This is a genomic window from Mycobacterium sp. NS-7484 (assembly GCF_001953975.1).
In the GTDB taxonomy this organism is placed as follows: domain Bacteria; phylum Actinomycetota; class Actinomycetes; order Mycobacteriales; family Mycobacteriaceae; genus Mycobacterium.
In genome coordinates this window covers 39723-59283 of the sequence record NZ_MBEJ01000014.1, presented here as the reverse complement: position 1 = coordinate 59283, position 19561 = coordinate 39723, and the positions used below count along the sequence as shown (strand labels likewise).

Below are 19561 nucleotides of genomic sequence, written 5' to 3'. Positions count from 1 at the left end.
GTATCCTCCTAAAGCCCTTGCCGGGCAAACCATTCGAGTGTTGTCGCGAGCCCGTCCTGACAGTCGATACGTGGCTGCCAGCCGAGTTTCCGGTGCGCTTCGGTGATGTCGGGGCAGCGCCGTCGTGGATCGCCGGCGGCCGCAGGCATGAACTGGATCGGTGAATCGCTGTGCGCCAGGGACTTGATGATCTCGGCGATCTCCAGTACCGACAACTCCCGCGGGTTGCCGATGTTGATGGGCCCGGTGCAGTCGCTTCTGGCCAGTGCGACCATCGCCTCGACGGTGTCGTCGACGTAACACAACGAGCGGGTCTGCCGGCCGTCGCCGTGCACTGTGAGCGGCTCGGCGGCCAGCGCCTGACGACAGAAGGTGGGCACGATCCGCCCGTCGTCACCACGCATCCGCGGGCCATAGGTGTTGAACAACCTGGCCACCGCGATGTCCGTCGACCGCTCACCGTGGTAGGCGAAGGTCAACGCCTCGGCGAACCGCTTGGACTCGTCGTACATGCTGCGCGGGCCGACCGGATTGACGTTGCCCCAATAGGTTTCGCGCTGTGGATGTTCCAGCGGATCTCCGTACACCTCGCTGGTGGAGGCCAGCACGAACCGGGCCCCACATCGATCGGCGATATCCAGGGCGTTGGCGGTACCCGACGCACCGGTGCGCATGGTCTGCACCGGCATTCTCTGGTAGTCCACCGGGGACGCCGGGGAGGCCAGGTGAAACACGGTGTCCACGTAGGGCATGTCGGGGAGCGGGCTGGTGATGTCGTGGCGGAGGAACCGGTATCCGGTCTCCTCGGCCAGCAGCTTGTCGGCGCCCGGTGCGCTGGTGGACAGATCGTCGACGGCGAGCACTTCGACGCCGTCGTCGAGCAGCCGCCGGCACAGGTGGCCGCCGACAAAGCCGGTACCGCCGGTGACCAGAACCCGTTTGAGTTCACGCATGCGCGTTTTCCTCTCGCCGTAACGGGTAGTTCGCCCGGTTATGACTGCTCCAGAAGCCACCGGCCTCCAGGCAAAGATGTCGTTCGTGATCGCCAGCCGGAATCGCGCCGACGAGTTGACCACGGTGGTCACCCGACTGCTCGAGACCACTGAGTGCCCGATCATCGTGGTGGACAACGACTCCGACGATCGCTCGGTGCCCGCGATGCGAGCCGTCGCGGCACGGTCGGCAGACCGGGTGACGCTGCTCGAACTCGGAACCAACCTCGGCGCGGTGGCCCGCAATGTCGGGGTGGCCGCCTGCCGCACCCCGTATGTCGCGTTCTGCGACGATGATTCGTGGTGGGAGCCCACCGCCCCGGCGCTCGGCGCGCAGATCTTCGATCGGTACCCCCAGACCGCGGTTCTGGCCGCACGCACCGAGGTGTGGCCGCAGCGACGCGACGATCCGATGGTGGCGGAGCTGGCCAACAGCCCGCTGGGACAACGGGCCGACCTGCCGGGTCCGTCCATCCTGGGCTTTCTGGCTTGCTCGGCCATGGTGCGCAAGTCCGCGTTCGAGGCCGCGGGTGGATTCAGCCCGATCCTGCATTTCCGCGGCGAGGAGACGCTGTTGGCGCTGGATCTCGCCGCGTCCGGATGGGACCTCTGCTATTGCCCGGAGCTGACCGCCATTCACCATCCGTCGGTGCACCGGCCGCCCAATGCGGCCCAGGATGCACGCAGCGTACGCAATGCGGTCCTGACCACCTGGCTGCGACGGCCACTGCCCCACTGTGCCCGCGCCTCGCTCCAGTTGCTGACGGCGGCCACTCGCGACACCGAGCATGCCCGCGCCGCCGTCGAGGCCGCCATGCGACTGCCCGCGGTGCTGACGCACCGGCGGCGTCTGCCATCCACGGTCGAGCAGGCATTGGCGGTTCTGGAGCACGGTCATCGCTGACTCCGTCAGCCCGACGACGAGACGGTGGCCGCAGGCGGCAGATACGCCGAAGGTTCCAGCCGGTCGTAGACCCGCAGGGTGTCCGCGGCGATCCGGTCCCAGGAATAGCGCGACCGGGCCCGATCGCGTCCGGCCGCGCCGAGCCCCTGCCGACGGAAGTCGTCGCGCAACAACGAGTTCAGCGCGTCGGCCAGTAGGTCCGGCCGTTTCGGCGGCACCAGACGCCCGGTGACGTCGTCGACCACGGTGTCCAACATCCCGCCCACCGCCGAGGCGACGACCGGAACCCCACAGGCCATCGCCTCCAGCGGCACGATGCCGAACGGCTCATACCACGGCGTGCACGCCACGATGTCCGCCGATCGCAACACCGCCGGCATCTCTGCGCGGTCGACCGAGCCACACAGCTTGACCCGGCCCGCGACGCCAACCTGCTCCGCGAGCTGACGCAACCGGCAGGCCTCGGGATCACGCGCCAGTTCGGCTCGTGGTGGACCGCCCACGATCACCAATTCCGTCTCGGGCACGGTGGCCAGGGCGCGGATCGCCAGGTCGAAGCCTTTGCGCGGAACAAATCTGCCGACGCTGACGATGCGGTGCTCGGCGCGGCGACGGAGGTGTGGCCCCTCGGGGTGGAACAAATCCAGATCGACCCCGCACGGCACCACCGACGTCCGCGACCGGGACCGCCCGAGCCTCATCAACTCGAAGACCTCGTCGGTGCATGTCGCCGCCACCCAGGTGGCCCCACGCGCCACCATCGCTTCCAACTTGAGACGCTCGGGCGGGCTCGTGTCATCGGCTCCCTGATGCCGGCGCTTGACGACACCGAGGGCGTGAAAGGTCTGTACCGCGGGCAGATTGAGGTGTCGGGCGGCGAGTTGGCTGGCCACGCCGGACATCCAGAAGTGCGCATGCACGACGTCGGGGCGATCCTCTGTCCAGCTGGCGTCCAGGAACCGGGCGAACTCGCCCATGTAGTGGAGCAGTTCGTCTTTCGGGATGTGTTCGGCCGGCCCGGCCGGCACGTGCACCACGGTGTAACCGTCGGGAGTCTTGACCCGCCCGGGTAAGTCAGGATCGTCTCGGCGCGTGTAAACGGTGACCCGATGACCCCGCCGGGCCAAGGCGGCAGACAGCGCGGCCACATGCACGTTCTGTCCACCGGCGTCCACGCCGCCAAGTGCCGCCAACGGGCTGGCGTGCTCGGAAACCATTGCGATCTTCATTCACTCCTCCTCGAACCTCACGCACACCAATCGGCGATCACTTGTTCCCAGTCGCGCACGAACCGCTCCAGACCGAAATGAGCGAGTGCGTACTCTCGGGCGGCTTTACCGGCGACGGTGGCGGCCGACAGATCGGTGACGAATCCCTGCAGCGCATACGCCAACGTCTTGACGTCTGCGCTCACCACGCCGGCGTCGGCCCGTACCGTCAGCGGCGCAGCGGTGGATCCGACCGCCACGATCGGCATACCCAGCAGCATCGCCTCGATGAGCGACAACCCCAGCGATGTCCAGCGTGCGGTGTGCAGGTAAACGCGTCGCCGCGCGACCTGACGCATCAGGCGGGCATGCGCCACGTCCCCCTTGCCGCGTACGGTGCCTCGCCAGCTGCGGTCGTTGAGTTCGAGGGTGTCGATGCCCCACACGTCGATGGGCACCTCGCGGCTGAGCTCGGACAGCAGGTCGGCACCCACCGTCCGCCACCGGCGCAGCGGCTCGTTGATCATGGTGGCCGCCGAGGCCACGTCGCCGGTGTAGAGATGGCCTGGGTCGGCCACCCCGTGTTGGATGACCTGTGTCGGCGCCGCCCCGTTGTCCCACATCAGGCGGTTGAAGTCGGTGACGTGTACCAGGAGGATGTCGCTGCGATCCGACAATGGGTGGCTGCTCTCGGCGGCGTACGGCCGCGGCGCGTTGTGCTCCACATAGATCGCGGGAACGTCGATGCCCGGCCGCCGTCCCAACCAGTTCTCGGTGAGTGCGATCTCCTCGGGTCGCTGCAGAACCACCAGATCCACATCGGCATCCCGCAATTCGCCCACCGGAACCTCTTGGGCCCCTGGCCAATTGCGTCCGCAAAGACCCCGGCCGTCAGCGTCCCCGGCGTCGTTGACGGGGATCAAATAGCGGTGCGGACCCGCGACAAAGGCCTCCATCCAGGAACCGTGCACGTGCCACGCGAGGACGGACCGTGGTGGGTCTGGGTTCATGCCGCGGAAGTACCCGAGCAGAAGTCACTTAAACACTCGAAGAGTTTGATCGAGATGGCTGCGTGGTACTCCCGCCAGATGCCCCGCGACGACGTACCCGATGAAGTCCCGGTGGCCGACGCGCTCGAACAGCGACGCGACTACGGCGAACCGGTTGTCGACCGTGAAGTCTCCGTGACAGATCGGGACAGTCCTCCACTGGAAGCCACTGATCAGGACTGGCAGGAGCAGCGGGAGGCGGTCCCGGACGACTCCGAACTCGACGAGTTCGACCGTGACCGGTGACCCAGAGGCAGAAGAAACAAGGGTAGACAGACCACGGAGCGCCAAGGCGCTCGTGTCGGTCGCCCTGCTGCTTGCCGGACTGGGCCTGCTGCTGACGTGCTGCCCGGCCAACCGCGACGGGATGCCCGGGCAGCTTGCCCAGGCGATGGCGGAAACCGCGGCCGCCGCGCGCAGCGGCGCGTATGCGCTCGACCTGAGGATGCGTGACCGGTCCAGCCCACAGCTGGTCAGTGTCCAGATATCGGCGGCACGCGAAGACATCGCCAAGGCGTATCAGGGCATCGCCGATCTGCGCGCCGAGGATCCCGTCGACCTCGAACGGCAGAAATACCTCACCGAAGCCATGACCACGATGATCGCCCAGCTGAACACCGCATCGGCTCGGGTCCGCGGGGTCGCCGCCGAACCCGAGCTGAGCGCCCTGCGCTCCCAGCTGTTGGCATCGGCGGACGCCCTGGAAGCGGGATACCGCTGATGAAGAAATTCTTTGCCGTGGCGTTGGGCATCCTGACCGCGATCGGCGGGTTCCTCGACATCGGCGACCTGGTGATGAACGCCGTGGTCGGTTCGCGGTTCGGTTTGGCGCTGGCCTGGGTGATCCTCGTCGGTGTCGTGGGAATCTGTCTGTTTGCCCAGATGGCCGGTCGGGTGGCGGCGGTCAGCGGCCGCGCCACCTTCGAGATCATTCGCGAACGGCTCGGTCCGCGCACCGCGGCGGCAAACCTGGCGGCGTCGTTCCTGATCAACCTGATGACACTGACCGCCGAAATCGGTGGTGTGGCGCTGGCACTGCAGTTGGCCACCGACGTCGGGCGGATGATGTGGATCCCGGTGGCAGCAGTGGCGGTGTGGCTGGTGATCTGGCGAGTCAAGTTCTCGGTCATGGAGAACACGGCAGGACTCATGGGGCTGTGCCTGATCGTCTTCGCCGTCGCGGTCTTCGCGCTGCAACCTCAGTGGGGCGAGCTGGCCCACCAGGCGGTCCAACCGGTGATCCCAGAATCCGAGTCCTCGGCGACCTACTGGTACTACGCGATCGCACTGTTCGGCGCCGCGATGACCCCGTACGAGGTGTTCTTCTTCTCTTCGGGCGCTGTCGAAGAACATTGGACCGTAAAGGATCTCGGAAAGTCACGGATCAACGTCCTGATCGGGTTCCCGCTCGGCGGCATCCTGTCGGTGGCGATCGCGGCCGGCGCCACGCTGGTGCTGCTGCCCGAGCGGATTGAGGTCACCTCGCTGTCACAGGTGGTGATGCCCGTCGTAGAGGCCGGCGGCAAGCTCGCGCTGGCCTTCGCCATCGTCGGCATCGTCGCGGCCACGTTCGGTGCAGCCCTTGAGACGACGCTGTCCAGTGGCTACACCTTGGCGCAGTTCTTCGGCTGGACGTGGGGGAAGTTCCGTCGTCCCGCCGAGGCTTCGCGCTTCCACGTGGTGATGTTCGTGAGCATCGTGGTGGGTGCCGCCGTCCTGTTCACCGGCGTGGACCCGGTGATGGTGACCGAGTACTCGGTGGTGTTCTCGGCCATCGCCCTGCCGCTGACGTACCTGCCGATCCTGATCGTGGCCAACGACCCGGAGTACATGGGCGACAAGACAAACGGAAGGCTGCTCAACGTGTTTGGATCGGTGTATCTGGTGATCATCCTGGCCGCCTCGCTGGCCGCCATACCGCTGATGATCGTAACGGGAGCCGGACAATGAGGCCCTTGGACGCACGGCTACACCTGCTGGGCCACCAGTTGCTCGACCATGACGGCGATCCCGCCGGCATCGTCGACGACCTCGAGCTCGACGGAGTGGAACTCGAGGTCGACATCAAACCAGGAAGCCCACCGCCGCGCGTGGTGTCCCTGTTGTCGGGCCAAGTGGTGATGACCCGAATCCTCGGTGGCGCGCCCCCGCGGTCGCTGTTACACGAAATACCATGGGAGCTGGTCGATTCCGTCGGAGTGACGGTGCAGTTGACCCCGGTCGAACTGCCGTCCGACGCCGACTGGGTGGAACGTTGGCTCCGCGATCACATCGTCTCGCGCATTCCCGGAGGACGTCATGCAGCTGAGTAACCTCCTGGGGCTGCGGGTGGTCGACGCCGGCCACCACCGGGTCGGGACGGTGATCGACGTACGGCTGTGGCTCGACGAGGCGCGTGGCGATCATCCGCCCTGCCCCGAGGTCGTCGGGCTGGTGGTGAGCCCGCGAACCCGATCGTCCTACCTGGGCTATGAACGCAGGGGCATCAACGCCCCGGCGCTCATCGCCGCCATCGCCGCGTGGCGGCATCGCGACACATTTCTTGCCGCGTGGGAGGACGTGGCCCGGATCGGATCAGAACGCGTCACGCTGCGCGCGGGGTATACGCGTCATTCTGCGGCGTTACGCACGCAGTGATCCGCTCGTCGCCATCCAGCCACTGCCGTACCAGTTCGGCGACGGCTTGCTCGCCAAGGGCGCGCCGGCACTGGGTTTCGATGATCTCGGAGATACGCCCGAACAGGCCGTCGAGCCTACGTTGGGTTGTCATGGCTCACCTCGCATCCAATGGATAGCTGATACCCGCCCGACCCTTCGGACAAACCGTTTACCTACCGCCACGACCGGGAATAACTGCGACGAAATGACTACTGTTCCATCCGGACTCCCGTCCAGCACCCAGCCTCGGCTCCCGCATGCGCAGGGACCCGTTTCTGCCGCGGTGATCGAACGACTCGGCGACCGCGCACCCCACAATCACCTCGAACCGGTGTGGGTTCCGCTGCGCGACTCCGATCCGCTCGGCCTCGATGTGCAGCTGGCCCTGTACATCTGCTACGAGCTGCACTACCGCGGCTTCGCCGACGTCGATTCCGACTGGGAATGGAACGCAGGTCTGCTGCACCTACGGTCGCAGTTCGAACGGATCTTTCTCGCCGCCGTCCGTCGCGAGGTCGGCCCGATCGATCCCGAAGACACTGCCGAACAGGAAATGGCCCGGCTGTCGGTGGAACCGGCGGGCGGGACGGGACCGTCGTACTACCTGCGTGACGAGGGCAGCTGGGACCAGATGCGCGAATACTTCGTGCATCGGTCGCTGTATCACCTGAAAGAGGGCGATCCGCATGCCTGGCTGATCCCCCGCCTGGGCGGCCAGGCGAAGGCCTCCTTCGTCGCGGTCGAGTTCGACGAATACGGGGCCGGCTCGGGTGCCCGTCTGCACCAACGACTGTTCGGCGACCTGTTGACGGCCGCCGGGCTGGACTGTAGCTATCTGGGCTATCTGAATGTGGTCCCCGCCGAGTCCCTCGCGGTGGTGAACCTGATGTCGATGTTCGGGCTGCACCGTCGGCTGCGCGGCGCGGCCGCAGGGCATTTCGCCGCTACCGAGATCACCTCCTCCCCCGGCTCACAGCGGCTGATGGCCGCACTGCAGCGGATGGCGGCGCCCCAAGAGTGCGTGCACTTCTACCGGGAACATGTCGAAGCCGACGCTGTCCATGAGCAGGTGGTTCGCCATGACGTGGTCGGCGATCTGGTTCGGCGGGAGCCCGAATTGGATGCCGACGTGGTGTTCGGCATCCGGGCTTTCAACGCTCTGGAGGGCAGGCTGGCCGACCACCTGATGAAATGCTGGTCGGCCGACCGCAGCTCGCTATGCCGAGCGCTTGCCTGACCCTTTTCCACCACGCAGCACCTTACGGTGGCTGGTATCGCACAACGGATATGTCTTGGACCGGCGACACGTGCAGATCGCCACCATGAACCGGTCCGTTTCGACGGTCGTCCCATCGGGCAGTTCGATCCGCACCGGCCCCTCGACGAGGATCGGGCCGCCTTGGACGACCCGCACCTCCCGCCGGTCGGTCATCGCTTGTCCGCCCGGATCACGACGAGTTCTTCCTCGGCCCTGCTGTGCGTCAACCGCCCCGTCTCGCGCAGCCATTGGGCCTGAGAATGCAGCACCGGGCCGAACGGGATCTGCCGGGTGGCGCAGACGTCGGCGTCCAGACCACCGTCGCGCAACAAGGTGAGCGACTCTTCGACATCGGAGAACTCGGACTGCACGAGGAACAGCGAGCCGCCGTCGGCCAACATGGCCGCCGCCGAGCGGCACAACGGATCCAGGACGAGCCTGCCGTCGAGACCACCGTTCCACGAGACCATCGGACCGGCCAACGGGATCGATGCGGGGGTGTCCGGGCCGACGGGGACGTAGGGTGGATTGCACACCACGACGTCGAACGGCTCGTGTTCGAATGCCTGAGTCCACGAGCCGAGCTTGGCCTCGACATCGACCTGTGCGGCAAGCGCATTGGCCTGAGTGCATCGCATCGCGCTGGGCGAGACGTCCAGCGCGGTCACCCGGGCGGCACCCAACTCGGCCGCAGCGATGGCCACGACGCCGCTGCCGGCGCACAGGTCCACCAGCCGGCGGCCCGCCACCGCGTCGCTACGTTCGAGCGCGTCGATGAGCAGCCACGAATCGTGCTGTGGTTGGTAAACATCCTCGGCGCCAACGGCAATGGTCTCAACGGCCATTCTTGCTCCCTTCCCGGAGTAACTCCTATTCGATACCCATACCGGGGAAGGGCAAACCGCCAGGTTTAGCGGCGAGGTATCCGGGAACCCAGCGGTTGCGTGGAGAAGCCGCGTGGAACCACCAATCCACTCCAGTAGCGGAAAGGTAAGCATGACCGAGAAGAACTCAGGACCTGAAGAAGCCATCAAGGGCACCGTCGAGGATGTCAAGGGTAAGGCCAAGGAAGCCGTGGGTACCGTCACCGGGCGAGAAGATCTCGTTCGAGAGGGTAAAGCTCAGCAGGACAAGGCCGATGCCCAGCAGGACGCCGCCAAGAAGGAGGCCGAAGCCGACTCGGCCCGGGCCGGAGCCAAGGCAGCGGAGAAGCGCGAGCAGGCCAGTCAGCGGCCGTAGGTCGCACGACTCATACCGGGTTGAAGAGATGGCCCAGCCCACCGGGGCTGGGCCATCTTCTTTGTGCGCCTCAACTGTTCGGCGTCTGCCTTATGACATCCGGATGCTCTGCGTACCACTGCTTTTCGATTCGCCGGACACGCTGGTGTGCGATGGCCAGCCACAGCCCGCCACCGAGGATGCCGATGGCCGCCAGCACTGCCAGCAACACCGCCACCCCACTGTTGCCGGTGGCGAAGGCAAACAGGCACGCGACGAACAGCACCACGCCGACACCGATCATTGCCAGCGCCGGCATGTTGCGGTTGTCCTTCATCGTCTCCCCGGCGTGCGGCCGGGTCGTCCTGGTGTGGTCAACAGGATCGTCAGGGCCTTTCATCATTCACTCCCTCTCATTGGTAACGCGGGTATTGCCCGGTCTTGAGCAGCCCGGCCAGATGTGCCGCATTGCGCGCGGCAGCGCCGGTGGCATCGGCGACGGCACTGGGTACCTCGTCGAGATCCTTGTAGTCGGTGCCGTGCATCGCCTCACCGTTCCAGTACGTGCAACCCTGAGCCGGGATGCTGTAGCCGACGTCGTTGAGGCCCTGAAACAGATCGGCGACCGTCTTGTGCGCGCCGTCCTCGTTGCCCACCACCGCCACCAGGGCCACCTTGCCCGCCAGCACCGGGCGTCCGGCGTCGTCGGTGTTGGACAGTTCGGCGTCGAGCCGTTCCAGAACCCGCTGCGCGATGCTCGACGGGTGGCCAAGCCACACGGGCGTCGCCAGCAACAGGATGTCCGCGTCGAGGACCTTCTTGCGGATTTCCGGCCATTGGTCATCCCCGCCCATGTCGGGCTCGACCCCGGGTTCGATCGTGTAGTCGGCGCACCGCAACGATTCGGTGCCGACGCCGAGCACGGTGAGGTGTTGGCAGACCTGATCAGCGATCAGCGAGCTGCTGGACTCGGCCGGAGAGCGTTTGAGGCTGCAAACGAGGGCGAGTGCCGACAAGGTTGGAGCGGTCATCGACCCGGTCCTCTCGCCATTGCACAACTCCCCGCATCGCTACGACTCAGCGGAGGGGGTTTTCCCTGCAAGAGGGCGTTCTAAACCTCGGCGACCCGCAAGTGGCTGGTCAGCAGCAGCCGGTCGAACACCACACGGTTGGGAAAGACCTCGGTGTAGTCGAGGTCGAGGAAGTCATTCGCCAACTGCTCGGCCAGCAGCCGCAACTTGGTGTTGGTTTCCTGTGAACGCCACTTCAGCAGCTCGAACGCCGCGTCGGCGTTGATCCGGTAGATCAACATCAACATGCCTTTGGCCTGCTCGATGGCGCTGCGGGCCTCGGCGATCTCGGCAACCACCTCGGTGACGGCCCGCTCGTGTGCCTGCGCCACCGATGGCGAGACGTCGACATAGAAGCCGTGGGTGCCGACGACCGCACCGGCGTCGTCGAACAACTGATCGCCGACCACGACGACATGATGGACATCGCCCGTGGTGTCGACGATGCGGTGCCGCGTACTGAAGGCACCGGAGGTACGCCGGATTTCCTCCAGCGTGGCGGCCACCTGACCGTAGTCCTCGGGGTGCTTGTGCGAGAGCACCAGGTCGGTCGTCGGATGCGCGGTGCCCGGCTCGTACCCGTGCATCCGCTCGACTTGCGGCGACCATTCCCAGCGCTCGTCGGCGAAATAGAACCGGAACCATCCGACGCGCTGCGGTTCGCCGCCGGCAAGTGCATGCTCAATCGGCGACTCGAAGTCCTCCGCGGCCGGTTCACTGGTCACGGGTCGAGAGTAGCGCGCTTAGCTGGAGGTAGGTGGGGCGAATTGTCAGCGCCGGTCTCTAGCATTTCCGGCTGTGAGACGGCTTCGGATCAAGCTCTACCTCGCAGCCGGGGTGGCGGCGGCGATGGCGTGCCACCTGGCCGGCGTGGAGACCGGGTGGAGCCTGGCCACCGGCGCGGCGGTTTCCCTGGGGATCGCCTGCGCCCCGGGTTTTGTGCGGGGGGCCTTCGCGGGGGCAGGTACCCCGACCGCGCGGGAACAGGCGGCCACCGAGATGACCGGATTGCAGTTCGAGGACCACGTGGCCCATGTGGCACGACGCTGCGGGTTGCCGGTCATCATGACGCCTCTCACGGGTGACTGGGGCGTGGATCTGATCGTCGGACATCGCCCGAACCGGGTTGCCGTGCAATGTAAACGATTGTCCCGTCCGGTGGGCACCGCCGCCGTCCAGGAGGTTGTCGCGGGCGCGCCGATGCAGGACTGCGCCCGGACGATGGTAGTCACCAACAACGAATTCACCCCGGCTGCACGCAAACTCGCCGAGCTGCACGGCTGCGAGTTGGTTGCCGGGGCAGATCTACCCCGGCTGAAATCGATCTTGCGGCGGGCTGCCTCCGCCGCCCCTAGCCTCCCAGACGACGGCTGAGCGCGTCCCGGATGGCGTCGAGGCAGGCGTCGATCTCGCCGGGCGTCACCGTCAGTGCGGGCCGGAACCGTACCGAATGGGTACCGCTCGGCAGCATGATCACGCGGCGGTCCCACAACCGGCGCACGAGCTCGTCACGCGCAGCCGTCGAGGGAAGGCTGAACGCACACATCAAACCTCGTCCGCGTGGGTCGAGTACCGCGCCCGCGAAATCGTCGGCCAACTGCCGCAACTGACCGAGCAGGTAACTGCCTGTCACCGCTGCGTTGCCGAACAGATCCTCGGACTCGATCACCTCCAGGATGCGCCGTGAACGGACCATGTCGACCAGGTTGCCGCCCCACGTGGAGTTGATCCGCGAGCTCACCGCGAAGACATTGTCGGCGACCTCGTCCGTGCGGCCGCCGGCCATCACCCCGCACACCTGTGTCTTCTTCCCGAAGGCGACCACATCCGGTGTGACACCCAATTGTTGGTAGGCCCAGGCCGTTCCGGTGATACCGCAGCCGGTCTGCACTTCGTCGAAGATCATCAGGGCGTCGAACTCGTCGCACAGCTGACGCATCGCGGCGAAGAATTCGGGCCGCAGATGGCGGTCACCGCCCTCACCCTGGATCGGTTCGGCGATGAAGCAGGCGATGTCGTGCGGGTAGGCCTCGAACGCCGCCCGCGCCGCGCGCAGCGAATCGGCTTCAAGCGCAGCGATGTCCACGCCGGGCCGAAGATACGGAGCCTCGATCCGTGGCCAGTCGAACTTCGGGAACCGGGCCACCTTGACCGGATCGGTGTTGGTCAGCGACAAGGTGTATCCGCTGCGCCCATGGAACGCTCCACGCAGGTGCAGCACCCTGGTTCCCAGGGCAGGGTCGATCCCGCGGGCCTCGTTGTGCCGGCTCTTCCAGTCGAATGCCACCTTGAGCGCGTTCTCGACCGCCAGCGCCCCGCCGTCGACGAAGAACAGGTGCGGCAGCCGCGGATCACCGAGCACGCGGCGGAAGGTGTCGACGAACCGGGCCAACGGCACGCTGTAGATGTCGGAGTTGCTGGGTTTGTTGACCGCGGCCGCGGCGAGTTCGGCGCGGAAACTTTCGTCATCGGCGAGCGCGGGGTGGTTCATCCCGAGCGCCGACGAAGCGAAGAACGTGAACATGTCCAGGAAATGTTCGCCACTGCGCGCATCCACCAAGTGCGAGCCGCGGGAGCGGTCCACGTCGAGGACGAAGTCGAAGCCGTCGGTCAGGATGCTGCGCGCCAGGACCGCATGCACCTGGTCGGGGCTCACCTGTACCGGGGACGTCAGCACTGCAGTCATGACGCCACTTTAGCGAAATTTTTACGGCCATTCCCACTTATGACCGCAACTGTTACGGAATATAGTCCCGACCACTGTAAAATGTCTGCAAGATGATCGTGCTGCGCGTGCGGACATCGGCCGCCGTCCGGATGCGTTGGAGCAAGTCCTCCAAGGCCCGGGCCGAGGCGACCCGGACCAGCAGGACGTAGCTCTCTTCGCCCGCCACCGAGTGGCACGATTCGATTTCGGGGATGTGCTGCAACCGGGCGGGGGCATCATCGGGTTGGGACGGATCGAGAGGGGTGATGGCGACGAACGCCGAGAGCATGTGGCCCAGCGCTTCGGGATTGAGCCGCGCTGCATATCCGGTCACCACGCCCCGCGACTCCAGTCGACGCACCCGGGCCTGCACCGCGGACACCGACAGCCCGGCCGCGGACGCCAGCTGCGCCAGGGTCGCCCGGCCGTCCGCGACCAGCGCGCGGACCAGGATCCGGTCGGTGTCGTCGAGCACGTGTCCGTCGGCTTCGCCCATGGCCCGCACTGTAACCCCTCACCCAGCCTGAACTGACCCCAGAAAGGCAGCCGATGACCACCACCGAACGGACCGAGCTCCCCACCGCCGAACAGTTGCGACGACGGGTACGGCACGCCCTGGATGCGGTTGGTGCCCGCGCCGAGTTGGGTGAACCGACCGCCGCGGGCAGTGGCCTGACCGCCAGCACCCCGATCAGTGGAGACGTACTTTTCACGCTTACCGAACACGGTGCGGACGACGTCGACGCCGCGATCACCGATGCGGCGCAGGCATTCTCGACCTGGCGCACCACACCGGCGCCGGTGCGCGGCGCGTTGGTGGCCCGCCTGGGCGAGTTGCTCGTCGAGCACAAGGCCGATCTGGCGACGCTGGTGACGATCGAGGCGGGCAAGATCACCTCCGAGGCTCTGGGCGAGGTGCAGGAGATGATCGACATCTGCGGGTTCGCCGTCGGCCTGTCGCGGCAGTTGTACGGCCGCACCATCGCTTCCGAGCGGCCCGGACACCGGCTGATGGAGACCTGGCACCCGCTGGGCGTGGTCGGGGTGATCACCGCGTTCAACTTCCCGGTCGCGGTGTGGTCGTGGAACACCGCGATCGCACTGGTCTGTGGTGACACCGTGGTGTGGAAACCCTCCGAGCTGACCCCGCTCACCGCGATCGCCTGCCAGGCACTGATCGAGCGGGCCGCCTCGGACGTGGGTGCGCCGGCGGGCGTGGCCCGACTCATCCTGGGTGAGCGCGAGCTGGGTGAGCAACTGGTCGACGATCCGCGGATCGCCCTGGTTAGCGCTACCGGTTCGGTGCGGATGGGCCAACAGGTGGGGCCACGGGTGGCGGCCCGGTTCGGCAAGGTGCTGCTGGAATTGGGTGGCAACAACGCCGCGATCGTGACGCCCTCGGCGGATCTGGACCTCGCGGTGCGCGCCATCGTGTTCTCGGCCGCGGGTACTGCCGGGCAGCGGTGCACGACGTTGCGCCGGTTGATCGTGCACTCCTCGATCGCTGATGAGGTGGTCTCGCGCATCGTCGCGGCGTATCGCAGCCTGCCGATCGGTGACCCCAGCGCCGAGGGCACCCTGGTCGGGCCGCTGATCCACACCCGCGCCTACCGGGACATGGTCGGTGCCCTGGAGCAGGCCGAGGCCGACGGCGGTGAGGTGTTCGGGGGTGAGCGCCATGACCTCGGCATGGAGGGCGCGTTCTACGTCGCCCCCGCGGTGGTGCGGATGCCCGCTCAGACGGCCGTCGTGCACACCGAGACCTTCGCCCCGATCCTCTACGTCATGACCTACGACACCTTCGATGACGCCGTCGCACTGAACAATGCGGTACCGCAGGGCCTTTCGTCGTCGATCTTCACCACCGACGTGCGGGAGGCCGAACGGTTCCTGGCCGCCGATGGATCCGACTGCGGCATCGCCAATGTCAACATCGGGACCTCCGGCGCCGAGATCGGCGGCGCATTCGGCGGTGAGAAGCACACCGGCGGTGGCCGCGAATCCGGTTCGGATGCCTGGAAGGCCTACATGCGTCGCGCCACCAACACGATCAACTACTCCTCGGAACTGCCGTTGGCCCAGGGCGTGCATTTCGGATAAGAACTGCTCATGGACATCGAACAGAAGGTGGTTGTCGTCACCGGCGCCGGATCGGGAATCGGCCGGGCCCTGGCCGCGTCGTTCGCCACCGCCGGCGCCCGGGTGATCGCCGCCGACCTCGACGGCGAGTCGGCCGAACAGACTGCCGCACAGATCCATTCGGCCGGCGGCAAGGCCCTCGGAGTGCGGGCCGACGCCGCCGCCTCCGCGGACATCGAAGCGCTGAGCGCCACCGCGCTCGGCCCGGTGGACATCTACGTCGCCAACGCCGGCATCATCGGGGCGCCCGGTCTGGCCACGGACCAGGAGTGGGACGTCATTCTCGACGTCAACCTGCGGGCCCATGTCCGGGCCGCCCAAGTGCTTGTCCCGCAATGGCTGTCGCGAGGTGGCGGCTACTTCGTGTCGGTCGCCTCGGCAGCCGGTCTGCTGTCTCAGATCGGGGCGGCGGGGTACGCGGTGACCAAGCACGCCGCGGTCGGCTTCGCCGAATGGCTGGCCATCACCTACGGCGACGACGGCGTCGGGGTCAGCTGCGTGTGCCCGCTCGGGGTGGACACGCCACTGCTGGATGCGGTGCGCGGCGCCACGGATCCCGACGTCGCGGCCGGCGCGGCGTCGATCGTGGGGTCCGGTGAGGTGATCAGTGCCCAGGACGTGGCGGCAGCCACGGTGGACGCGGTCAAGGCAGACCGGTTCCTGGTACTCCCCCATCCACAGGTCCTCGACATGTACCGCCACAAGGGCTCGGATTACGACCGCTGGATCGCCGGGATGCGCCGCTACCAGCGGTCACTGCGCGCCGGCCGATGAACGCCCCGCCGACGGCAACGACTGCGGCGGAACATACACACCCAGCGAGATGCGTCGCCACCAGACATGGTCGCGGCGCAGTTCGGCCCAAGTGCTGAACTCGTACCGGTACAGCACGGCGCGCACGTAGCGGGGCGGCTGGTCGGTGAATGGGTTGTACCGCAGGAGTTTCAGGGTGGCGCGGTCGTTCTCGAGCAGTCGGGTCAGCAATGTCCGCAGCCAGCCCTGGGCGTATGCCGGCGAGATGGCCGCGAACCACATCAGCCAGTCCAGCCTCAGGTGATACGGCGCGAACTGCCGAGGCCACCGTCGAACATCACCCGGTTTGCCCTTGAACTCGTATTCCTTCCACACCGTGTGCTCACCCAGCTCGGAATCCGTCGTGCCCTCCAACACCACCTCGTCGCGGGTGCGTCCGACCGTGCCGAACGCCCCGTAGGAATTCACCAGGTGATAGCGGTCGTAGGAGGCGTTCATCCGCTGCCTCTTGGAGAACAGATTGCGCGCCGGCCGGTAGCTCAAGACGACCACCGCGGCAGCGAACGCGATCACCACGACGACGAACCACACTGGGGTCGGCCCGGATTGGCGTGGCGAGACCGCTATTGCACTGAACGCCAGGACGATCGTGATCCAGTTCAGCCAGGCGAAGTTGCCCGATATGACCAACCACAGTTGGGTGACGATCACGATGGCCGCCGCCATGCTCGCCACGGGCTGCGGGGCAAACAGCGCGAACGGCACGACGAGTTGGGCAAAGTGGTTGCCGGCCACCTCGATCCGGTGCAACGGCTTGGGCAGGTGATGGAAGAACCAGCTCAACGGCCCGGGCATGGGCTGAGTCTCGTGGTGGTAGTACAGACAGGTCAGGTTGCGCCAGCATGGATCCCCGCGCAGCTTGATCAACCCCGCGCCGAACTCGACACGGAACAACAGCCAGCGGGCCAGCCACAACACCAGCAGCGGGGGTCCGACGTCGTCATTGCCCAGAAACGTCATCAGGAACCCGGCTTCCAGCAGAAGCGATTCCCAACCGAACGAGTACCACGTCTGCCCGACGTTGACGATCGACAGGTACAACGCCCATACCGACAGCCAGGTCAGCATGGCGGCCCACAACGGAACGACATCTCCGAACCCCGCCAGCAGGGCCGCCGAGAGTAGCGCTCCGACCCCACACACCGCGGCGAAGAATCGGTCCGAATAGTGGAAGTGGAACAGGCTCGGCGCCTGCCGGAACGAGGTGGCCGCCAGGAATCGGGGTATCGGCAGCAGCCCCCGGGTGCCGAGCAGGGCGCGGAACTGCCGGGCCGCCGCGATGAACGCGACCAGATAGATCGCGGCGGTCCCCCGCTGCAATACCTGGCGGGCCAGCCAGTATTCGTCTGCGATGAACCATTCCATACGCGGACCTGTCAACGATGCGGTCTGTCCACGATGACGGTACCCCGAATCGGGCGCCTTCACGCCTGCCGCTGCCGAATCAGCGGCGGCGCAGGCCCAATCGGAAACCGGAGGGCATCATGGTCAGCCGCTCCTGAACCTGCAGCCGGTAGCCCGGATCGGCGATCAGGTCGTAGCGCCGGATCAGCACCGCCAGCAGCAACACCGCCTCGTGCAGCGCGAACTGTCTTCCGATGCACGCTCTTTCACCGGTGCCGAACGGTTTGTACAGCCCGCCGGGACGCGACCGCATCTGCTCCGGACAGAAGCGGTCCGGGTCGAACGCCTCGGGGTCAGGCCCCCATCGGGGGTCGCGGTGCAGGGTCGAGGTGAGCGCCAATGCCCAGTCGCCCTTGCGCATCGGCAGGATTCCGGCCAGCACGGTGTCCTCACGGGCCGCGCGGTAATACGCCGGCACCGTCGGCTGTAGCCGCAGCGACTCGTCGAGGACCCGCCGCACGTACCGCAGTTTGGCGATCTTCTCGTACCCCGGCCGCGGTTCGTCACCCCAGACCGCGTCGACCTCGGCGCGGGCCAACGCGAACACCTCGGGATGCCGCGACAGGAAGTAGAGCGCGAATGACAGTGCGCCCGAGGTCGTTTCATGCCCGGCGATCAGGAAGTTGATCAGCTGGTAACGGATGTTCTCGGCGTCGAGATCCGACTCCAACATGATCTGCAGCAGATCGTGGTGGTCGCCCGACCGCTCAGACCGGCGCTCGGAGACGATGTCGTCGGCCAGTGCGTGCAGGTACTGTGCGTCGCGGCGGATCCGGCGCTCGTAGCGCCGGTAGGCGAGGCTCGGCAGGAAGGTTTGCCGCAGCACGCCGAGGCGGTCGGCTCCCAGCAGCGCGGACACCATGTGTGTGACGAACGGGTGCGTGGCGTCGGACTGAAAGCACCCGAACGAATAACCGGCCGCACAGCGCCCGATGGTCTCCAGGGTGACCCGGGTGGTGTCGGCCGAGACGTCGACGGTCGCCCCGTTCCCGGCCTGCTGGTCCCACCGGTCGGTCAGCTCACCGGCGACGTCGAACATCGTCGCGTGGTAGCGCCGCATCGCGGCCTGGCTGAACGCCGGCATCAGCAGCTGATGGGCCTTGAGCCAGTTCGGCTCGTCGTTGTAGGCGGTGAAAAGCCCGTCGCCTCCGACGATTCGCAGCGCCTCGATGTCCGGGCCGACATGCTTGCAGAACCGGGTTTCGTCGTTGAGGTCGGCAACTGCGTCGGCACCGGCGGCCACCACATAGCGGGCCCCGAGGAACGTGAATTCACAAATCGGTCCGAGCTCGGCCATGCCCATCGCGGCCTGCATCGACGAATCCGACTGCAGACTCAAGACATCCCCGAGCAACGGCACCCGGCGCGGTGGATGTGGCAGGGTCCCCACGACGGTCATGACTTCAGGATTCCGGCCTTGTTATACATGTGTCAAGTAAGCCTCGGGGCGCTGCGGGTTAGGCTGCACCCGTGGGTGCCGAGTCGAGACGCCGGCTGTCCCCCGCCGACAGACGCAACGAGCTGCTGGCGCTGGGGGCCGAGGTGTTCGGTCAGCGTCCGTACGACGAGGTCCGCATCGACGAGATCGCCGAGCGCGCCGGGGTCTCACGGGCCCTGATGTACCACTATTTCCCCGACAAGCGGGCTTTCTTCGCCGCCGTGGTGCGCGCCGAGGCGGAGCTCCTGTTCGAGGCCACCAGCACCCCGGCCGAGCCCGGGCTGAGCCTGTTCGGTCAACTACGCGCCGGCGTGCTGGCCTATCTGCGCTACGACGAGGAACATCCGCACGGCGCCTGGGCCGCCTACATGGGGATGGGCCGCACCGATCCGGTGCTGCGTGGTGTCGACGACGTCGACAACGACCGCCAAGCCGACCGCATCATGAGCCGGATCGCCGAGGCCGTATCCGAGCCGCTGGACGCCAAAGTCGAACGCGATGTGCGGGCCACCGTCTACGGCTGGCTGGCCCTGACCTTCGAGATGTGCCGGCAACGGCTCATCGACCCGTCGATCGACGCCGGTTTCGTCGCCGACAGCTGCGCACACGCCCTTCTGGACGCCCTCGGGCGGGTATCGGGGTTGCCCGCCGAACTGGCCTCTGCGGCCGCCCCTGAGCACCGCTGACACCACTTGTCGGTGGC

General features: G+C 66.7%; 24 protein-coding genes. 12 read left to right on the top strand and 12 right to left on the bottom strand.

From position 1 onward, the window contains the following. Positions 1–8: 8 nt before the first annotated feature. Positions 9–953, bottom strand: coding sequence for an NAD-dependent epimerase/dehydratase family protein (locus A5733_RS27640; protein ID WP_076239041.1), 945 nt, complete (start codon positions 951–953; stop codon positions 9–11). A gap of 76 nt (positions 954–1029) precedes the next feature. Here A5733_RS27640 and A5733_RS27635 point away from each other — a divergent pair, with 76 nt between their 5' ends. After that, positions 1030–1896 carry a glycosyltransferase family 2 protein gene (locus A5733_RS27635; protein WP_067768553.1) on the top strand — a complete coding sequence of 289 codons (867 nt, stop codon included), beginning with the start codon at positions 1030–1032 and terminating at the stop codon, positions 1894–1896. A 5-nt stretch (positions 1897–1901) separates the two neighbouring features. Here the strand turns inward: A5733_RS27635 and A5733_RS03145 are convergent, their stop codons facing one another. Both A5733_RS03145 and A5733_RS03140 read right to left on the bottom strand, forming a co-directional pair. Next, a complete protein-coding gene (locus tag A5733_RS03145; protein ID WP_067768458.1) occupies positions 1902–3125 on the bottom strand; it encodes a glycosyltransferase in 1224 nt (407 codons plus the stop codon). A 17-nt stretch (positions 3126–3142) separates the two neighbouring features. Then, entirely contained in the window at positions 3143–4114 is a 972-nt protein-coding gene (locus A5733_RS03140) for a glycosyltransferase (RefSeq protein WP_076239040.1), read from the bottom strand. A gap of 54 nt (positions 4115–4168) precedes the next feature. Here A5733_RS03140 and A5733_RS03135 point away from each other — a divergent pair, with 54 nt between their 5' ends. The 6 genes from A5733_RS03135 to A5733_RS03110 all read left to right on the top strand — a co-directional run bounded on the left by A5733_RS03135 (position 4169) and on the right by A5733_RS03110 (position 8048). Further along, positions 4169–4399, top strand: a complete 231-nt coding sequence (locus A5733_RS03135; protein ID WP_231965656.1) for a hypothetical protein — start codon at positions 4169–4171, stop codon at positions 4397–4399. Between the two features lie 52 nt (positions 4400–4451). Continuing rightward, complete coding sequence (locus A5733_RS03130; protein WP_142253775.1) at positions 4452–4874, top strand: hypothetical protein; 423 nt, start codon at positions 4452–4454, stop codon at positions 4872–4874. Next, positions 4874–6103, top strand: coding sequence for an Nramp family divalent metal transporter (locus tag A5733_RS03125; RefSeq protein ID WP_076239039.1), 1230 nt, complete (start codon positions 4874–4876; stop codon positions 6101–6103). Before A5733_RS03130 ends, A5733_RS03125 begins: the two co-directional genes overlap by 1 nt. Next, a complete protein-coding gene (locus A5733_RS03120; RefSeq protein ID WP_076239038.1) occupies positions 6100–6465 on the top strand; it encodes a hypothetical protein in 366 nt (121 codons plus the stop codon). Before A5733_RS03125 ends, A5733_RS03120 begins: the two co-directional genes overlap by 4 nt. Next, the gene (locus A5733_RS03115) at positions 6452–6790 is read left to right on the top strand and encodes a PRC-barrel domain-containing protein (RefSeq protein WP_076239037.1); all 339 of its coding nucleotides are present in this window, start codon (positions 6452–6454) and stop codon (positions 6788–6790) included. Before A5733_RS03120 ends, A5733_RS03115 begins: the two co-directional genes overlap by 14 nt. A 226-nt stretch (positions 6791–7016) precedes the next feature. Then, positions 7017–8048, top strand: coding sequence for an iron-containing redox enzyme family protein (locus tag A5733_RS03110; protein ID WP_076239036.1), 1032 nt, complete (start codon positions 7017–7019; stop codon positions 8046–8048). On the opposite strand, the gene A5733_RS03105 is transcribed toward A5733_RS03110, so the two are convergent. Further along, positions 8028–8243, bottom strand: a complete 216-nt coding sequence (locus A5733_RS03105; RefSeq protein ID WP_076239035.1) for a CDGSH iron-sulfur domain-containing protein — start codon at positions 8241–8243, stop codon at positions 8028–8030. The two genes, A5733_RS03110 and A5733_RS03105, sit on opposite strands and share 21 nt — an antisense overlap. Next, positions 8240–8914, bottom strand: a complete 675-nt coding sequence (locus A5733_RS03100) for a HemK2/MTQ2 family protein methyltransferase (RefSeq protein ID WP_067768444.1) — start codon at positions 8912–8914, stop codon at positions 8240–8242. Before A5733_RS03100 ends, A5733_RS03105 begins: the two co-directional genes overlap by 4 nt. 151 nt (positions 8915–9065) lie before the next feature. Between A5733_RS03100 and A5733_RS03095 the strand changes: the two genes are divergently transcribed. Then, positions 9066–9308: a CsbD family protein gene (locus A5733_RS03095; RefSeq protein WP_076196477.1), complete on the top strand. Its 243-nt coding sequence runs from the start codon at positions 9066–9068 to the stop codon at positions 9306–9308. Between the two features lie 70 nt (positions 9309–9378). Here A5733_RS03095 and usfY read toward each other — a convergent pair whose 3' ends face one another. From usfY to A5733_RS03080, 3 genes are all read right to left on the bottom strand, one after another. After that, the gene (gene usfY / locus A5733_RS03090) at positions 9379–9687 is read right to left on the bottom strand and encodes a protein UsfY (RefSeq protein WP_076239034.1); all 309 of its coding nucleotides are present in this window, start codon (positions 9685–9687) and stop codon (positions 9379–9381) included. Positions 9688–9700: 13 nt separating this feature from the next. Beyond that, positions 9701–10318: a flavodoxin family protein gene (locus tag A5733_RS03085; protein ID WP_076239033.1), complete on the bottom strand. Its 618-nt coding sequence runs from the start codon at positions 10316–10318 to the stop codon at positions 9701–9703. An 80-nt stretch (positions 10319–10398) separates the two neighbouring features. Then, positions 10399–11082, bottom strand: coding sequence for a PAS and ANTAR domain-containing protein (locus A5733_RS03080; protein ID WP_076239032.1), 684 nt, complete (start codon positions 11080–11082; stop codon positions 10399–10401). A 73-nt stretch (positions 11083–11155) separates the two neighbouring features. On the opposite strand from A5733_RS03080, the gene A5733_RS03075 reads away from it, so the two are divergent. Continuing rightward, complete coding sequence (locus tag A5733_RS03075; RefSeq protein WP_142253774.1) at positions 11156–11731, top strand: restriction endonuclease; 576 nt, start codon at positions 11156–11158, stop codon at positions 11729–11731. Here the strand turns inward: A5733_RS03075 and lat are convergent. Next, on the bottom strand, positions 11709–13043 hold the full coding sequence (gene lat, locus A5733_RS03070; RefSeq protein ID WP_076239031.1) for an L-lysine 6-transaminase: 1335 nt from the start codon (positions 13041–13043) through the stop codon (positions 11709–11711). The two genes, A5733_RS03075 and lat, sit on opposite strands and share 23 nt — an antisense overlap. 52 nt (positions 13044–13095) lie before the next feature. Further along, a complete protein-coding gene (locus A5733_RS03065) occupies positions 13096–13560 on the bottom strand; it encodes an Lrp/AsnC family transcriptional regulator (RefSeq protein WP_076239030.1) in 465 nt (154 codons plus the stop codon). Between the two features lie 53 nt (positions 13561–13613). Here A5733_RS03065 and A5733_RS03060 point away from each other — a divergent pair, with 53 nt between their 5' ends. Further along, entirely contained in the window at positions 13614–15164 is a 1551-nt protein-coding gene (locus tag A5733_RS03060) for an aldehyde dehydrogenase family protein (protein ID WP_076239029.1), read from the top strand. 9 nt (positions 15165–15173) lie between these two features. Then, positions 15174–15977 (top strand): SDR family NAD(P)-dependent oxidoreductase, encoded by an 804-nt coding sequence (locus A5733_RS03055; protein WP_076239028.1) that lies wholly within the window; start codon positions 15174–15176, stop codon positions 15975–15977. Here the strand turns inward: A5733_RS03055 and A5733_RS03050 are convergent. Then, positions 15957–17381, bottom strand: a complete 1425-nt coding sequence (locus A5733_RS03050) for a lipase maturation factor family protein (protein ID WP_076239027.1) — start codon at positions 17379–17381, stop codon at positions 15957–15959. The genes A5733_RS03055 and A5733_RS03050 overlap by 21 nt on opposite strands. 79 nt (positions 17382–17460) lie before the next feature. Then, positions 17461–18819 carry a cytochrome P450 gene (locus A5733_RS03045; RefSeq protein WP_076239026.1) on the bottom strand — a complete coding sequence of 453 codons (1359 nt, stop codon included), beginning with the start codon at positions 18817–18819 and terminating at the stop codon, positions 17461–17463. Between the two features lie 71 nt (positions 18820–18890). On the opposite strand from A5733_RS03045, the gene A5733_RS03040 reads away from it, so the two are divergent. Next, on the top strand, positions 18891–19544 hold the full coding sequence (locus A5733_RS03040) for a TetR/AcrR family transcriptional regulator (protein ID WP_076239025.1): 654 nt from the start codon (positions 18891–18893) through the stop codon (positions 19542–19544). Positions 19545–19561: the final 17 nt, after the last annotated feature.

Coding starts and splice junctions, on each gene's coding strand:
- A5733_RS03140 (WP_076239040.1), bottom strand. CDS start 4,114: ATGAACCCAGACCCACCACGGTCCGTCCTCGCGTGGCACGTGCACGGT.
- A5733_RS27635 (WP_067768553.1), top strand. CDS start 1,030: ATGTCGTTCGTGATCGCCAGCCGGAATCGCGCCGACGAGTTGACCACG.
- A5733_RS03135 (WP_231965656.1), top strand. CDS start 4,169: ATGGCTGCGTGGTACTCCCGCCAGATGCCCCGCGACGACGTACCCGAT.
- lat (WP_076239031.1), bottom strand. CDS start 13,043: ATGACTGCAGTGCTGACGTCCCCGGTACAGGTGAGCCCCGACCAGGTG.
- A5733_RS03145 (WP_067768458.1), bottom strand. CDS start 3,125: ATGAAGATCGCAATGGTTTCCGAGCACGCCAGCCCGTTGGCGGCACTT.
- A5733_RS03055 (WP_076239028.1), top strand. CDS start 15,174: ATGGACATCGAACAGAAGGTGGTTGTCGTCACCGGCGCCGGATCGGGA.
- A5733_RS03120 (WP_076239038.1), top strand. CDS start 6,100: ATGAGGCCCTTGGACGCACGGCTACACCTGCTGGGCCACCAGTTGCTC.
- A5733_RS03060 (WP_076239029.1), top strand. CDS start 13,614: ATGACCACCACCGAACGGACCGAGCTCCCCACCGCCGAACAGTTGCGA.
- A5733_RS03125 (WP_076239039.1), top strand. CDS start 4,874: ATGAAGAAATTCTTTGCCGTGGCGTTGGGCATCCTGACCGCGATCGGC.
- A5733_RS03085 (WP_076239033.1), bottom strand. CDS start 10,318: ATGACCGCTCCAACCTTGTCGGCACTCGCCCTCGTTTGCAGCCTCAAA.
- A5733_RS03105 (WP_076239035.1), bottom strand. CDS start 8,243: ATGACCGACCGGCGGGAGGTGCGGGTCGTCCAAGGCGGCCCGATCCTC.
- A5733_RS03050 (WP_076239027.1), bottom strand. CDS start 17,381: ATGGAATGGTTCATCGCAGACGAATACTGGCTGGCCCGCCAGGTATTG.
- A5733_RS03100 (WP_067768444.1), bottom strand. CDS start 8,914: ATGGCCGTTGAGACCATTGCCGTTGGCGCCGAGGATGTTTACCAACCA.
- A5733_RS03095 (WP_076196477.1), top strand. CDS start 9,066: ATGACCGAGAAGAACTCAGGACCTGAAGAAGCCATCAAGGGCACCGTC.
- A5733_RS03110 (WP_076239036.1), top strand. CDS start 7,017: ATGACTACTGTTCCATCCGGACTCCCGTCCAGCACCCAGCCTCGGCTC.
- usfY (WP_076239034.1), bottom strand. CDS start 9,687: ATGAAAGGCCCTGACGATCCTGTTGACCACACCAGGACGACCCGGCCG.
- A5733_RS03045 (WP_076239026.1), bottom strand. CDS start 18,819: ATGACCGTCGTGGGGACCCTGCCACATCCACCGCGCCGGGTGCCGTTG.
- A5733_RS03115 (WP_076239037.1), top strand. CDS start 6,452: ATGCAGCTGAGTAACCTCCTGGGGCTGCGGGTGGTCGACGCCGGCCAC.
- A5733_RS03065 (WP_076239030.1), bottom strand. CDS start 13,560: ATGGGCGAAGCCGACGGACACGTGCTCGACGACACCGACCGGATCCTG.
- A5733_RS27640 (WP_076239041.1), bottom strand. CDS start 953: ATGCGTGAACTCAAACGGGTTCTGGTCACCGGCGGTACCGGCTTTGTC.